Consider the following 14965-nt stretch of genomic DNA (forward strand, 5'->3'; position numbering starts at 1 on the left):
ACTCCTTTAGTGTTTATTCAAGTGTGATCTTTGGCAGATATGAGATTATATCCTCTTTCATTCTGATAACTTCACGTCTTGCAGCCTTTGCAAAATCATGCTCGTCACAGTTATCCTCTTTCTTGTAAGCACACATTACGCCACGGGAGGAGTTCACTATAGCACCAAGTCCGTGATCGTCAAATGCCTTTGATACGCCCTCAGCACCGCCGCCCTGTGCGCCGTAGCCCGGTACAAGGAAGAATGTGTGCGGCAGAGCCTTTCTCATTTCAGCAAGCTGCTCAGGATAAGTCGCACCCACAACTGCGCCAACACCGCTGTAGCCATACTTGCCCATAACGTCCTTGCCCCACAGCTCGCACATTGAGCCCATTGTGGCATAAACTGTCTTGTTGCCTATCATAAGATCCTGAAGTTCGCCGCTTGACTTGTTTGAAGTCTTTACAAGAACGAAAATGCCCTTGTCATATTTTCTGCACTGGTCAAGAAGCGGGTTTATACCGTCTGAGCCGAGATAACCGTTTACAGTGAGAGCATCTGCTCCGAAAGCCTCCACAAGCTCACCGCCAACATCTGTAAGACCAAGATGTGCGGTTGCGTAAGCTTCCATAGTTGCGCCGATATCGTTTCTCTTTCCGTCTGTCATGACGAACATACCTTTTTCCTTTGCATACTGTATAGTCTTGTAAAGGGTCTTTACACCCTCGTAGCCATACATTTCATAGTATGCAGCCTGTGGCTTGATAGCAGGGCAGATATCGTGTATCTCGTCGATTATAGTCTTGTTGAACTCCCATATAGCCTTTGCCGCACCCTTGAGCGTCTTGCCGTATTTCTTGAACTTCTTTTCCTTGATGTATTCAGGAACATAGTCAAGCTTTGGGTCAAGCCCCACTACTGACGGGTTCTGTGTCTTTACGATATTTTCAATAAGTCTGTCAAATGCCATTTTTATCTTCCTTTCGGATATTTTTATATTAAAGCTCAAAAACGAGCTTTCCTCTGCATATTGTGTACATTACCTTGCCTTTGAGCCTTGTGCCTTTGAACACGCTGTTTTTGCTCTTTGAATTAAGCTCCGCAGGGATAACTTCCCATTCATAGTCAGGGTCAAAGATACAAAGGTCGCATCTTTCGCCAACTGCTATCTTGATAGGCTCAAGTCCCATTATCTTTCTCGGATTTACCGACATTATCTCTGCTATCTTGTCAAGACCGCATTTGCCGCTGTGATAAAGCTTTGTAAGCGTAGCTGCAAGGGAAGTTTCAAGTCCCACAACACCGTTTGGAGCTTTCTCAAAGTCAGCCTTTTCTTCTGCGGAGTGTGGAGCGTGGTCGGTGATGATGCAATCGATAGTGCCGTCAAGAACAGCTTCCTCAACAGCCGCCCTGTCCTCCTCAGTTCTAAGTGGAGGCGACATTCTGAAATCTGCGTCACGGGCTAAAAGCTTTTCATCTGTGAATGTGAAATAGTGTGGAGCAGTTTCGCAGGTGACCTTAACGCCGTCCTTTTTCGCCGCTCTTATGATGTTCACAGAGCCTTTGGTGGAAACGTGGCATATGTGAACTCTCGCATTGCAGCTCATTGCAAGGCATATCTCACGGGCTGTGATATAGTCCTCAGAGGCTCTGTCCATGCCCTTTACTCCAAGCTTTTCGGATATCTCGCCCTTATTGATGATACCACCGTTTATTATCTTCAAGTCCTCGCAGTGAGAAGTCACGATAAGACCGTTCTCGTTAGTCTTTTCGATAGCCTGACGCATAAGCTCAGCGTTCTCAACAGGTCTGCCGTCATCTGAAATGGCGGTAACTCCTGCGGCTTTGAGTGCGTCATAGTCGCAAAGCTCCTGACCTTTCATGCCCTTTGTAACGCAGGCAATAGGGAAAACGTCGATACCTGTTTTCTTTGCCTTTTCAAAAACGTATTTCACGCCCTCAGGGGAGTCGATAGGCGGCTTTGTGTTCGGCATACAAGCGACGCCCGTGAAACCGCCAGCCTTTGCGGCGTTCGCACCTGTGATGATGTCCTCCTTGTAGGTAAGACCTGGGTCACGAAAGTGAACGTGCATATCGAAAAGCCCAGGCAATGCACAAAGCTTGCCCTTTGCGTCGATAACTCTCTGAGCATGCTCGTCAGTTTTTCCAAGGCTGACTATCTTTCCTCCGTCAATGCCTATGTCCGTTATACCGTCAAGCCCTGTCTGCGGGTCGCAGGCACGGATATTTTTGATCAGTAGCTCCATTTTTACTCCTTTTTTATCTTAATCAAGTCTTTACTGCACAAAAGCTGCGGCTAAACATATCGTTCAGCCGTAGCCCTTGAAAATTCGTTATTTGCCGTCATAGAATGAGCCGTCAGAGTCTTTTCTCTCGCAAGAGTAAACTCCGTCAGAGTTCTGGAAGATGAACTTGCAGGTAGCGACCTTGTCGCCCTCGTCCTCAGACGGTACAGAAAGGTTTTTGTAGGAAATAGTCGAGAAGAACTTCATTCTCAGACCGATATCAACAGTTGTATCTCTGTCAGACGGATTTACAAGAAGCTGTATCTTTCCGCTTCCCCCGTCCTCCTGAATTTTAAACCAGCCCTTTGCGATAACTGATTTGTCATCAGCGTGAGTGATAGTGAAATCGCCCTCGTCAGAGAACTCAAAAGTGATGTTTGCGTCCTTATCTGTCCATGTTCCAGAGATAAGCTCTCTTGAATCGCCTGATCTTGACGGCTGATTGAATACATATGTGCAGATGAAAACACCTACTACTACAAGAACTACAAAGAGTATTCCAAGCAAGCCTGAAATGAATTTTTTCATATTATTCCGCCTTTCTCCCTTACTATTTTGTGTCGGATATTAGTCCTTTATCTGAAGTATAGCACCTCTGTTTGCCGAAGTTACAAGTGAAGCGTATCTTGCAAGATAGCCTGTTGTTACCTTTGGCTGTCTTGGTTTCCAGTTCTTTCTTCTTTCAGCAAGCTCCTCGTCAGATACTTTAAGTGTGATAGAGCAGTTGTCAATATCTATTGCTATCATATCGCCTTCTTCAACCAGAGCGATAGGGCCGCCTACAGCTGCCTCAGGTGAAACGTGACCGATAGAAGCACCTCTTGAAGCACCGCTGAAACGTCCGTCAGTGATAAGTGCAACAGTTGAGCCAAGACCCATGCCTGCGATAGCAGATGTAGGATTGAGCATCTCTCTCATTCCAGGACCGCCCTTTGGTCCCTCGTAACGGATAACGACAACGTCGCCCTCAACTATCTTGCCGCCTCTGATAGCAGCGATAGCGTCCTCCTCGCAGTCAAATACTCTTGCAGGACCCTCGTGGGCAAGCATTTCAGGTGCAACGGCTGAACGCTTTACAACGCAGGTGTCAGGAGCAAGATTGCCTCTGAGAACTGCGATTCCGCCTGTCTGTGAGTATGGATTGTCTATTGGTCTGATAAGCTCAGGGTTCTTGTTTACAACGCCGCTGATGTTCTCACCGACAGTTTTGCCTGTGCAAGTCATGCAGTCTGTGTTGATAAGGTTTTTCTTGTTAAGCTCACTGAGAACTGCATAAACTCCGCCTGCTTCGTTGAGATCTTCCATGTATGTGTGACCGGCAGGAGCAAGGTGACAGAGGTTTGGCGTTCTCTTTGATATCTCGTTTACAAAGTCAAGGTCAAGCTCTACTCCGCACTCGTGAGCGATAGCAGGGAGGTGAAGCATTGAGTTTGTTGAACAGCCAAGCGCCATATCAGCTGTGATAGCGTTGATGAAAGCGTCCTTTGTCATGATATCTCTTGGTCTGATGTTCTTCTTGTAAAGCTCCATTACCTGCATACCTGCGTGCTTTGCAAGCTTGAGTCTTTCAGAATATACAGCAGGGATAGTGCCGTTTCCTCTAAGACCCATGCCAAGAACTTCTGTAAGGCAGTTCATAGAGTTTGCAGTGTACATACCTGAACAGCTTCCGCAGGTCGGACAGGCTTTGTTCTCAAATTCCTCAACGTCATCAAGAGTAAACTTGCCTGCGTTGTAAGTACCAACAGCTTCGAACATACTTGAAAGGGAAGTCTTTTTGCCTTTAACGTGACCAGCCAGCATTGGACCGCCTGATACGAAAATAGTAGGAACGTTTACTCTTGCGGCTGCCATGAGCAGACCGGGAACGTTCTTGTCGCAGTTTGGTATCATAACAAGAGCGTCAAAGTGATGAGCCAAAGCCATGCACTCTGTTGAGTCTGCAATAAGGTCACGGGTAACGAGAGAATACTTCATTCCCATGTGACCCATAGCGATACCGTCGCAAACAGCGATAGCAGGGAATACAACAGGTGTTCCGCCTGCCATTGCAACGCCCATTTTAACAGCTTCAACTATCTTATCAATGTTCATGTGACCGGGAACTATCTCATTATATGAAGATACGATACCAACGAGAGGTCTGTCCATTTCTTCCTTTGTCATGCCAAGAGCATTGAAAAGTGATCTCTGTGGAGCTTTGTCTACTCCATCACAAAAATAATTACACGCCATTTTTATTACCTCTTTTGAAAAATATATTACTGAGAGCGGTATTATTCTCCGTCCTCATTTTCTTTTGTTTCAGCCTCGTCTGAGCTTTCCTCTGTCTTTGCAGGGTGCAGACGCTTTCTTACACCGTATGCAGAGCAGTATTCGCAAACGATATCCAGCACTGAGAATATGATAAGCATAAAATTCATTGAGAAGATACCTGTTACAAGCACGAATGCCGCAGGGATAATGAAAAGCGGGATCCCAGTGCCGTAAATATCTTCAAAATGATTGCCTTTTTTATAATGCCTTATCCAAAGCACCCAATAAAGTGCGATAACGAGCAGTGCAACAACAGCCCATATTATGAAAAGCAGCTTGCTTGAAAAGCCTACCTCGTAATCTCCGATAGCAAGGCACATATAGCCTATGCAGCCAAATCTGCCCACACACTTTGCAATGAAAACGATAATGTTCTCGTCCTCAAGCTCAGGCTTGTCGGCAGGTGTCTTGAAGCAGGCTATCACCGCAGGTATCAGCAAAAGCAAAGTAGGTATAAATCCTATTATACTGAACTTCATTTTGTTTTGTCCTCCTTAGCGGAATGGTCTGTCCTCTATTTCAACTACTTCTCTGCGGAATGTGCGTGCCGCTTCGTCAACAGCAGCCATAAGCTTTTTCTCAAGTGGAGTACCAACAACATCAGCATTGTAACATACGCCGATGTAGCTTTGGGGGTTGAACTCATCATGGAATTGACAGTTATAAAAATACTCTATCTTGCCAAACCTGTTTTTCACCTTGGCTTTGAACTGTATCCTAGACCCCATGTCATCAACACGCAGGAACATCATTGCATTGTCAGGCGTGCCGCCATTTCGACATTTATCTATCATATAGTATATCTCGTCATCAGGCGCACTTACCATTTCAAAATAAGGTGTATTGCTGTCAGAGTAATTGTCATCAAAATCATCATCACAGTTTGGCAGATACATTGCGCCATAATCAAAGTCACATTCTGTTTCGATGAAATCACCGCTCAGGTCAAATGATACTTTCACCCTTATTTCTGCGTCCTTGCCGTCGAATATCTCATAGGTTATCTCTCTTGACGGCTTTGCAGGGATACTTGCTGTGTCAAGAACTTCCTGCGGTGTGGAGTATGTCGGTCTTGTATAAGCACAATTGCTTCTCTTGCTTGAACTTGTGCTTGAAGCAGTGGAAGTGCTTGAAGAGCCGTTTATAGCCTCGTTTTTCTTGTCCATAGCCTGATTGAACAGGTCTTTAAGTCCTGTCGGACCGTTGCCGTTTTTTGCCGCAGCGTTGTCGATAGCGTCTACAGCACCTTTTAATATCTTGTCGAAAAATCCCATTTTGAATACCCCTTTATGTTTTTATTACTTTTTGTGTGAAAGTCCAAGGAATGCCGCACCGATTATGCCTGCGTCATTTCCAAGCTTTGCAATAACTATCTCAGTGTTCTTTTCTGAGTTCTTTGTGTAGACTTCCTTAGCCACAAGCTCTTTCAGTGGCAAAAGCAGAGGGTCGCCCTCGTTGCATACGCCACCGCCGATACAGAGAATATCAGGCTGGAAGATGTTTATTGTGTTTGTGATTCCGCAAGCAAGATACTTTATGTATTTGTCAACAACTTCCTTGCCGGCCTTATCGCCTGCTCTCATGGCGTTGAACGCAGTTCTTGCAGATACCTTGCCATCCTCTTCGTTCATTTTCCACATGATAGAGTCCTTGTCCTCAAACATAGCCTCTTTTGTCATTCTTACAAGACCTGTTGCAGAAGAGAATACCTCAAAGCAGCCGTGTCTGCCGCAAGTACACTGCGGACCGTTAGGGTCGATAACAGTGTGACCTATCTCAGCACCTGCAAAGTTGAAGCCTGAATATATCTTTCCGTTAATGATTATTCCTCCGCCAACGCCTGTGCCGAGAGTGATGCAAACAGCGTCGTTCGCACCCTTTGCTGCACCTGCAACATACTCGCCGTATGCCGCAGCGTTAGCGTCGTTCTCAACATAGCAAGGCTTGTCGATAAACTTCTTCATAAGGTCAACAACGTGGAAGTTAAGAAAACCAAGGTTGTTTGAATACTCGATAACACCCGTGTCAGAATTTGCAGTGCCAGGTGTGCCGATACCTACAGACTCTATCTGCTCTATCTCCAGCCCTGCGTTCTTTACAGCTTCCAAAGCGACCTTAGCCATATCCTCGCAGATCTCCTCTGCAGGTCTTGGCAGATTGGTCTTGCAGGTAGCCTTTGCGATTATCTCAAATTCTTCATTTACAACACCTGCTTTGATGTTAGTTCCGCCAAGATCAATACCAATGTAATACTTCATAATAATTTCTCCCTTTTATTTTCTGAGCTTACTGAGCGTTATCGCTCTCAGTGTCATCGTCATATTCGTGAAAGTTTATCTCTTCCTTTTCCTCTTTTGGCTTTTGGGCCTCAGCCTTTTTTGCTATGGCGTCATATACCAGAAGATACACAAGCTCCAGCACTACAAAGCTGATAAGACCTATCCAAAATGAGCTTGCCACAAATCCGATAATAAGAGCGATCACAAGTGCGCCAAGCTCACCTATCTCCTTTTTCAGGTCAAGTTTAAGCATTTATCTCACCTTAGTCTATCTTTGTGAGTACGAATGTGCATTTGCCCTCAACAGTATACTTGCCTGTGCCTGCTGAAATGAATACGCTTTCGCCCTTCTTTGCAGAAACAGTTTCGCCACCGCTGATAACAGGCTCGCCCTCGAGAACAAGAATACTGTTGAAGCTGTTTTCGTCAGCGTCAAGCTCAGCCTTTGTTTCAACGTTCACCCTGTATGTTGTGAAGTATTCGCATTTTGAAAGAAGCTTTATGTCATAGCCGTCCTTCTTCTCAACAGGTGTCTCAGGATACTGCTCAGCAGGAGCAAGCTTTGTTACGTCAAGAGCCTTGTCAACGTGAAGCTCTCTAGGCTTGCCGTCCTTGCCAACTCTGCCATAGTCATAAATTCTGTATGTAGTGTTTGAGTTCTGCTGTATCTCAGCAATAAGGATACCCTTGCCGATAGCATGGAGCGTGCCTGACTTGATGAAGAAAACGTCGCCCTTCTTAACAGGTACAGCGTTTGTTACTTCAAGAAGCGTGTTGTTAGCGATCCTTCTTGCAAATTCTTCCTTTGTTATCTCGTGCTTGAAACCGTAGAGAAGAGTTGCACCCTCGTCACAGTCAACAACATACCACATTTCTGTCTTGCCGTATTCGCCTTCAACTCTCATTGCGTACTCGTTGTCAGGGTGTACCTGTACAGAAAGATTGTCCTTAGCGTCAATGAGCTTAATAAGAATAGGGAAGTTCTCAAATCTTTCGCAGTTCTTGCCAAGAACGCCCTTGCCTGCCTTTTCGATATACTCGTTGAGTGTCAGACCCTTGTATTCGCCGTCAGCCACAACGCTTGGACCGTCCTTATGACAAGAAAGCTCCCAGCTTTCTGCGACCTTATCATAATCGCACTTTTTGCCGTACTCATCTCTAAGTCTGGTACCGCCCCAGATGTAGTCCTTAAATGCTGGATCAAGTTTAAATATTGACATTTTATATAGCCTCCAATTATTAAATATACCTTTTAATATAATACCATAACTCCGTCTATAAGTCAATATTTCTGGTATAAAAAAAGCAGGAGAACGAACTGCTCGTCCTCCTGCTGATAGCGTTATTTTTTATTTCTTCTCGTCCTCACCGTTCTTAGGCTCATCAAAAAGATTTTTCTTGTCAACGAACTTGCCGGTGCTTACGTCAAAGGCTTCGCTTGACTTCTTGTTCATGATTATCACAATTACCACAACTGCGATAGCAATTCCTGCGATGATCGCAATAACTATGATAATAGGGTTTGTTCCCTTTGAGTCTTTTTCTTCCTTTTCTGCATAAGTCTTTGTCTTGCAGTTCGTTACCGTTATGCCTGTTACTGTTATCTTCGCTCTGTCAGTTGCGCCGATTATGATGTTGTATACCTGACTGAAATCGTCCGTGCCGTATGCAGTTGCGATAGATTCAAAATCATATGTAGCTGATGAATCGTCAAACTTCACAGGTGCTACCTTTGCCCATACCGCACCGTCCTGAGCGGCTGATGTAGTGGTGTTGTCCCAGCTCTGGAAAATAAGCTCAGCATTGAATTTGTTTCCTGCCTTTTCGTTTATTTCCTCGCTCTTGAATGTAACGATTATCTCTGAATCCTTTGTAAGCCTTGTTGCGTTGAAAGTTGCCTGATCGACAGTGATAGACTGTTTCCAATTGCTACAAGTCTCTGCGGAAGAGCAGTCGATAGTAACGTCTTCTGTTTCTGCGTTTTCTGCAAAAGCTGTCAGTGTGCATGAGAATATTGAAGCGCAGGCGATGATAGCAGACATTGCTACTGATAAAAATTTCTTCATTTTTCTTTTTCCTTTCAAATTCTTATATAATATAATTTTGCACAAAACTTAACCCTGATATTTGTGCATACCCTCTGATAATAAAGCATTATAACATAATAAAAAATAAAAATCAATAACCATAATGCACAAATAATCACAGTATTTAAGGAACTATTTTACTTTTTTAAGCAAATGGTATGCAGAGAGCTCTTCTGCATTGTGCTTTTTGCAGTTTAATTCCCAAAATCCTGCTTTAGGACTTGTTTTACAGACAGTGTTATGATATAATGATAAGAAAAGTCTTGATATAGAGGTGCGCAAAATGAAAATAATGGCAATAGATTATGGTGACGCAAGAACAGGCTTCGCAATAAGCGACCGCTCTGAGTTTCTTGCTTCTCCTATCGGCACTGTTCCTGAGAGAAACGCCGAAAGGCTTGCAGATAAGGCGGCTCAGACAGCGGCTGAATACGGTGCAGGTGAGATAATAGTAGGTCTGCCTATAAACATGAACGGCACGGAAGGCCCAAGAGCAGAGAAGTGCAGGGCGTTTGCCGAGCTTTTGAAAGAGCGTACCGACCTGCCGGTGAGAATGTGGGACGAGCGTTCCACAACTGTCACAGCACACAATATCCTTAACGAAACAAACGTCAGGGGAAAGGCAAGAAAGGCTGTTGTAGATACAGTTGCCGCAACGATAATTTTGGAGGGCTATCTTGAATACAGAAGAAAAAAAGCAAAGCAGGCTGACTAAAAAGCAGAAAAGAAATATCATCATAGTGATAATAGTGCTTGCAGTAATGATATTAGCCGATTTTGTGTGGTCTAATACCTATATCGAGGTCAAAAAGCTGTCAGCGCATTTTGATAACTTACCTGAGGGCTTCGAGGGCTGTAAGATAGTTCAGATATCAGACTTCCACAATGAGTGGGGCAAAGGCTATATAGATAGGCTGACGGAAAAGGTCAAAGACTGCGAGCCTGACTATATCTTTGTTACAGGGGACAGCGTAGATCAGATCTACCCCGATGTTGACCGTTCCCTTGAGTTTATGAAAAAGCTCCCTGACATATGTCCTGTCTATCTTGTTATGGGCAACCACGAATATAATCTTTCTCAGGAGGAAAGGGAAAAGTTTGTTGCAGGCTGTGAAAGCTATGGTGTAAACGTCCTCTATAACGAGCATACCACACTCACACGAAATGGTGATACTGTAAGTCTGCTGGGCTTTGACAATATGGAAAATGACAGCGAGGCTTTTTCTCAGGTCACAGAGGATTTTGTCATACTGCTAAACCACTATCCTGAGGATTGCAACTATTTCAGCAAAACGGCAGTGCAGTATGGTACGCATATTGATATCGACTTCACAGGTCATGCACATGGCGGACTTATAAGGCTTCCCTTTGTGAATGGTCTTTATGCACCTGGTCAGGGTCTGTTCCCGAAATACACCGACGGCACTTACAGCGTGAACGATACGACCCTTGTGGTGTCAAGAGGAGTAGGTAATAGTGGATGGACACAGCGTTTCTCAGACCCTTTTGAACTCGTGCTTTTCACTCTTGAAAAATAACTCTTTCATTCCCATTAGGATAAGGAAAATACCGAAAGTTTTTGAAAGCAGGCTTTGCTCTATCCTGTTTGCAAGCCATGCTGATATAATAACAGCAGCCGTTCCCCACAAAACTGCGGGAACGGCTTTTTTCCATTCCACAAGCTTGTTTTTCGTGTGAAGCACAAGGCTTATTATTGCGATAGGGATAAAAAACACAAGGTTTATCCCCTGCGCCGCTAGTTGCGAAAAGCCTGCAAAGACCGTCAGATAAACTATAAGCACCATTCCGCCCCCAAGACCCATGGAAGCAAAGATACCGGTGAGAAAAGCCACCGCACATATGGTATACCAAGCCGTAATATCACCCTATTTCATAAATATCCTCACGCCTGCAATTATCATAAGTGCGCCGAAAATACGTTTTAGCAGGCTGTTTGAAAGCTTTTTCATGAGCATTGCACCCACTGCCGCACCAACTATCCCAAGTGGTATGAATTTCACTGCCTGCGAAAAGTCAAGGCTTCCGCCCTTGAAATATACAAGTCCGCTTATGACAGACAGCGGCAGCGTTATGGCAATGGACGTGGCGTGAGCTTTTTTTGGCTCACTGCCGCCTTTTTCAAGCATAGGCACTGCTATCATCCCTCCGCCCGAGCCGAAAAATCCGTTGCATATCCCCACGGCTATACCTGTGAGCGCATTGAAGTATTTTTTATTTATACGCAAAAAAATCACCCCATACTATTATCTGTACGGGGTGATGATTTATTCACTGAACTATCAGTCTATCTCTACCATTATTTTCTGATCCACACGGGAAGCACCGGCACGCATTACGACTCTGATAGCCTTTGCGATCCTGCCCTGCTTGCCGATAACTCTGCCCATATCGTCCGGAGCAACGTGAAGATGATAAACCACGATACCCTCTGCGTTAGGCTCGTCAACAACGACCTCAACAGCGTCCTTGTTTTCAACAAGCTCAGAAACTATAGTTTCGAGTAATTCTTTCATAAAAATATCTCCATTCTCCCACGAAAATGCGGCAGGGAAGCGTTTTCCCCGCCGAAAACGGCAAGCGAAGTGGTGGGATAAGCAGCTCACCGTCTGAATTGTCTTGTCAGCTATTAGATAGTGCCGTTCTTCTTGAGAAGAGCCTTAACTGTATCAGTTGGCTGTGCACCGTTAGCGATCCAAGACTTTGCCTTTTCGTCGTCAACTTTGAGTACAGAAGGTTCCTTAGTTGGGTCATAGTAGCCCAGCTCTTCGATGAAACGTCCGTCTCTTGGATATCTTGAATCAGCAACTACGATTCTGTAGAAAGGAGCCTTCTTAGCACCCATTCTTCTGAGTCTGATCTTTACTGCCATTGTATTTTCACCTCCATAAAAAACTTCATATATCAAATCAATCACTTGATTGCTGATAGCTTATCAACTATTGCGGCATTCCGCCGCCAAGTCCTTTGAGAAGTGCCGCTCTGTTTCTTCTGGATTTCTTTCCGTGAAGATTTCCGCCGATACCGAACTGCTTCATCATTTTCTGCATCTGTTCAAACTGCTTAAGAAGCTGATTTACGTCAGATACCTGTGTGCCGCTTCCGGCAGCGATACGTCTTTTTCTCTTAGGGTCAATGATCGCAGGCTTTTCTCTTTCAGCCCTTGTCATTGAATTTATCATAGCCTCAGTTTTTTTCAGCTGAACCTCGCCCTGCTCCACCTGCTCGTCCGTTACCTTGTTTGCGCCTGGAAGCATTCTGATAATAGACTTCATGGAACCCATTTTCTGTATCTGCTTCATCTGCTCAAGCAAGTCGTTAAGGTCAAAGCCCTTTTCCTGCATTTTTTCTGCAAGCTTTTTGGCGTCCTTTTCGTCAACTGTCTGAGTAGCCTTTTCGATAAGTGTGAGCATATCGCCCATGCCAAGTATTCTTGAAGCCATTCTCTCAGGGTGGAAAGCCTCAAACTCGTCAAGCTTTTCGCCCATACCAACGAACTTGATAGGCTTACCTGTTACAGCAAGCACTGAAAGCGCCGCACCGCCTCTTGTGTCAGAGTCGAGCTTTGTAAGGATAACGCTGTCGATACCAAGAGCCTCGTCAAAGCTTGAAGCAACCTTTACAGCGTCCTGACCGATCATAGCGTCAACAACGAGCATTATCTCGTTCGGTTCAGCGATCTTCTTGATGTCTTTAAGCTCGTTCATAAGCTCCTCATCAATGTGAAGACGTCCTGCCGTATCTATGATAACAAGGTCATTGCCGTAATCCTTGGCGTGCTTGATACCCTCTTTTACTATCTTTCGTGGGTCTATCTGACCCATTTCAAATACTGCGACTTCGGCTCTCTCTCCCACAACCTTCAGCTGTTCAATAGCCGCAGGTCTGTAAACGTCGGCTGCTATAAGCAGAGGACGTTTGCCCTCTTTCTTGAACATCTTCGCAAGCTTTGCAGCGTGTGTTGTTTTACCTGAACCCTGAAGACCGCACATCATTATGATGCAAGGCGGCTTGTTAGGGAAGTTTATCTTCGAGTTAGCCTCGCCCATGAGCTTTATAAGCTCGTCATTAACTATCTTTATGACCTGCTGACCGGGAGTAAGGCTCTTCAGCACTTCCTCGCCAACGCTTCTCTCTGTTACCTTGGCAATAAAATCCTTTACTACCTTGTAGCTAACGTCAGCCTCAAGCAGAGCCATTTTAACTTCACGCATTGCCTCTTTTACATCGGCTTCGCTAAGTTTACCTCTTGATTTAAGACGCTTGAACACGCCGTTTAGTTTTTCTGAAAGTCCTTCAAACGCCATAAGCTGTCCTCCGTATAATTTTTTTATCTATATCTATTCTTCTTCGGTATATTCTGCGTTGTCAAATTCATCAAGCTTAGAATCGAGATTTTCAAGAAGCACTATCACCTTTTCGGCGATATCTCTCGCATAATTCTTTTTTTTACACTCGTTAAAAACGTCCATAGCCTGAGCCTTGAACTCTTTAAGCTCTGCCAGATAAGCCTCCTGCTGTTTTAGCAGACCCAGCTTTTCTTCATAATCAGCCATTGCAGTTTCACATTTTTTTATAGCGTCATGAACGCCCTGTCTTGAGATATCTAGCTGAGCGGCGATCTCTCCCAACGACAGATCGTCATTGTAATAAAGATCCATGATCTCGTTTTGTTTATCAGTGAGCAGGCAGCCATACAAGTCGAGCAAAACGCTGTTTTGCAAATTTTTACTCATACCGCTTACCTCCTAATGGATTTCTGTAAAGTCATAAACCTTTACAATTATATATCAAGTTTACCGACTTGTCAAGGGGTTTTTATGAAAAAATAAAATTTAACAAAATTCTGTGGAAAAAGTCCTTTTTATATGGTATAATTATTAATTGACAGACATAGTGATTATAAATAGTATAGGAAATTGTATGCCAAGGGGGAAGAGTATATGATAAGCTATGTGTTGAAAAACGACAGATATGAAATGAAAGTCCCTGCCCTGACTTTTGGTGCGGCAGGTTTTGAGAGAAACGATTGTGACGATGTGTATTTTGAGTTTCTCGACAAATATGTAGAGCTTGGCGGCTGGTGTATCGATACCGCAAGAGTTTACTGCGACTGGCTGGAGAATGGTCACGATTCCAGCGAGGGCGTAATAGGCAGATGGCTCAAAGCCAGAAACAATCGTGATAAAATTTGTATTGCCACAAAGGGCGGTCACCCTGAAATGGGTCATATGGACGAAAGCCGTCTTAGCAGGGAAGAGCTTACGAAGGATCTTGAAGCAAGCCTGAGAGTGCTGGGCGTTGACTATGTGGATATTTATTTTCTTCATCGTGACGATCCAAAGATACCTGTGGAAGAGATAATGCCGGTTCTCAATGATTTTTATGAGAGCGGAAAGATACATTTTATAGGCGTTTCAAACTGGACAACTCAGAGGATAGAGGAAGCAAATAAGTTTGCAAAGGAAAACGGTATGGAGCCTATCAGGATCAGTCAGATAAACTACAGCCTTGCACATTCAAGCGTTGAAACTTTTGGCGACAATACTCTTGTTTGTATGGATACAAAGGAGTTCCGCTGGTACAAGAAGCATGATTTTCCTGTTATGGCATTCTCTCCGCAGGCAAAGGGCTTTTTTGCAAAGCTTGCAAAGGGCGACGCTGCAAACAATCTCCCTGAGGGACAGTATGCAGGTCCTGCTAATCTTGCAAGACTTGCAAAGGTAAAACAGCTCAGCGAGCAGACGGGGGACACTCCGGCAAAGATAACCCTCGGCTATCTGAACAGCCAGCCGTTTTTTGTATCGTCAGTTTTCGCAGTAACAAAGCTGTGGCAGCTTGACGAGGATATGGAAGCGCAGGATCTTACATACGATCCAAAGACAGTGGCTTTCCTTGAAAATATGATATAAAATAAAAGCACTCTGCATTGACTGAACTGACCCCAAAAAGTTAGACAAAGATTCAAAAGAAAATTTAT

General features: G+C 44.4%; 19 protein-coding genes. 3 read left to right on the top strand and 16 right to left on the bottom strand.

What is annotated here, in order from left to right; genetic code table 11:
- Window positions 1–13: 13 nt before the first annotated feature.
- The 10 genes from pyrF to DW015_RS11035 form a co-directional block, all read right to left on the bottom strand.
- On the bottom strand, window positions 14–949 hold the full coding sequence (gene pyrF / locus DW015_RS10990; protein WP_022286638.1) for an orotidine-5'-phosphate decarboxylase: 936 nt from the start codon (window positions 947–949) through the stop codon (window positions 14–16).
- Window positions 950–977: 28 nt separating this feature from the next.
- Window positions 978–2246 (bottom strand): dihydroorotase, encoded by a 1269-nt coding sequence (locus DW015_RS10995; RefSeq protein ID WP_046440457.1) that lies wholly within the window; start codon window positions 2244–2246, stop codon window positions 978–980.
- Between the two features lie 87 nt (window positions 2247–2333).
- The gene (locus DW015_RS11000; protein ID WP_117896427.1) at window positions 2334–2813 is read right to left on the bottom strand and encodes a hypothetical protein; all 480 of its coding nucleotides are present in this window, start codon (window positions 2811–2813) and stop codon (window positions 2334–2336) included.
- 39 nt (window positions 2814–2852) lie between these two features.
- On the bottom strand, window positions 2853–4520 hold the full coding sequence (ilvD, locus tag DW015_RS11005) for a dihydroxy-acid dehydratase (RefSeq protein ID WP_022286635.1): 1668 nt from the start codon (window positions 4518–4520) through the stop codon (window positions 2853–2855).
- A 41-nt stretch (window positions 4521–4561) separates the two neighbouring features.
- Window positions 4562–5080 (bottom strand): hypothetical protein, encoded by a 519-nt coding sequence (locus DW015_RS11010; RefSeq protein WP_117905670.1) that lies wholly within the window; start codon window positions 5078–5080, stop codon window positions 4562–4564.
- A gap of 15 nt (window positions 5081–5095) precedes the next feature.
- Window positions 5096–5875, bottom strand: a complete 780-nt coding sequence (locus DW015_RS11015) for a hypothetical protein (protein WP_117905671.1) — start codon at window positions 5873–5875, stop codon at window positions 5096–5098.
- Between the two features lie 24 nt (window positions 5876–5899).
- Entirely contained in the window at window positions 5900–6859 is a 960-nt protein-coding gene (locus DW015_RS11020) for an ROK family glucokinase (protein WP_117876845.1), read from the bottom strand.
- 28 nt (window positions 6860–6887) lie between these two features.
- The gene (locus DW015_RS11025) at window positions 6888–7133 is read right to left on the bottom strand and encodes a hypothetical protein (RefSeq protein ID WP_117863539.1); all 246 of its coding nucleotides are present in this window, start codon (window positions 7131–7133) and stop codon (window positions 6888–6890) included.
- A 10-nt stretch (window positions 7134–7143) separates the two neighbouring features.
- The gene (locus DW015_RS11030; protein WP_117905672.1) at window positions 7144–8100 is read right to left on the bottom strand and encodes a type I phosphomannose isomerase catalytic subunit; all 957 of its coding nucleotides are present in this window, start codon (window positions 8098–8100) and stop codon (window positions 7144–7146) included.
- A 129-nt stretch (window positions 8101–8229) separates the two neighbouring features.
- Window positions 8230–8946: a hypothetical protein gene (locus tag DW015_RS11035; RefSeq protein ID WP_117905673.1), complete on the bottom strand. Its 717-nt coding sequence runs from the start codon at window positions 8944–8946 to the stop codon at window positions 8230–8232.
- A 304-nt stretch (window positions 8947–9250) separates the two neighbouring features.
- On the opposite strand from DW015_RS11035, the gene ruvX reads away from it, so the two are divergent.
- Window positions 9251–9682: a Holliday junction resolvase RuvX gene (ruvX, locus tag DW015_RS11040; RefSeq protein WP_022286628.1), complete on the top strand. Its 432-nt coding sequence runs from the start codon at window positions 9251–9253 to the stop codon at window positions 9680–9682.
- Window positions 9645–10505 carry a metallophosphoesterase gene (locus tag DW015_RS11045; RefSeq protein ID WP_117905674.1) on the top strand — a complete coding sequence of 287 codons (861 nt, stop codon included), beginning with the start codon at window positions 9645–9647 and terminating at the stop codon, window positions 10503–10505. Before ruvX ends, DW015_RS11045 begins: the two co-directional genes overlap by 38 nt.
- On the opposite strand, the gene DW015_RS11050 is transcribed toward DW015_RS11045, so the two are convergent.
- From DW015_RS11050 to ylxM, 6 genes are all read right to left on the bottom strand, one after another.
- A complete protein-coding gene (locus DW015_RS11050; RefSeq protein ID WP_147338154.1) occupies window positions 10464–10820 on the bottom strand; it encodes a sulfite exporter TauE/SafE family protein in 357 nt (118 codons plus the stop codon). The two genes, DW015_RS11045 and DW015_RS11050, sit on opposite strands and share 42 nt — an antisense overlap.
- A gap of 33 nt (window positions 10821–10853) precedes the next feature.
- Window positions 10854–11213 carry a sulfite exporter TauE/SafE family protein gene (locus DW015_RS11055; protein WP_242993274.1) on the bottom strand — a complete coding sequence of 120 codons (360 nt, stop codon included), beginning with the start codon at window positions 11211–11213 and terminating at the stop codon, window positions 10854–10856.
- Window positions 11214–11267: 54 nt separating this feature from the next.
- Window positions 11268–11501 (bottom strand): KH domain-containing protein, encoded by a 234-nt coding sequence (locus DW015_RS11060; protein ID WP_022286624.1) that lies wholly within the window; start codon window positions 11499–11501, stop codon window positions 11268–11270.
- Between the two features lie 113 nt (window positions 11502–11614).
- Complete coding sequence (rpsP, locus tag DW015_RS11065) at window positions 11615–11857, bottom strand: 30S ribosomal protein S16 (RefSeq protein ID WP_022286623.1); 243 nt, start codon at window positions 11855–11857, stop codon at window positions 11615–11617.
- A gap of 67 nt (window positions 11858–11924) precedes the next feature.
- Complete coding sequence (gene ffh / locus DW015_RS11070; RefSeq protein WP_022286622.1) at window positions 11925–13292, bottom strand: signal recognition particle protein; 1368 nt, start codon at window positions 13290–13292, stop codon at window positions 11925–11927.
- 33 nt (window positions 13293–13325) lie between these two features.
- Window positions 13326–13721: a YlxM family DNA-binding protein gene (ylxM, locus tag DW015_RS11075; RefSeq protein WP_022286621.1), complete on the bottom strand. Its 396-nt coding sequence runs from the start codon at window positions 13719–13721 to the stop codon at window positions 13326–13328.
- 207 nt (window positions 13722–13928) lie between these two features.
- Between ylxM and DW015_RS11080 the strand changes: the two genes are divergently transcribed.
- Complete coding sequence (locus DW015_RS11080) at window positions 13929–14897, top strand: aldo/keto reductase (protein ID WP_117905676.1); 969 nt, start codon at window positions 13929–13931, stop codon at window positions 14895–14897.
- Window positions 14898–14965: the final 68 nt, after the last annotated feature.

The sequence above is a fragment of the Ruminococcus sp. AF37-20 genome, assembly GCF_003460465.1.
GTDB lineage: Bacteria > Bacillota > Clostridia > Oscillospirales > Ruminococcaceae > Hominimerdicola > Hominimerdicola aceti.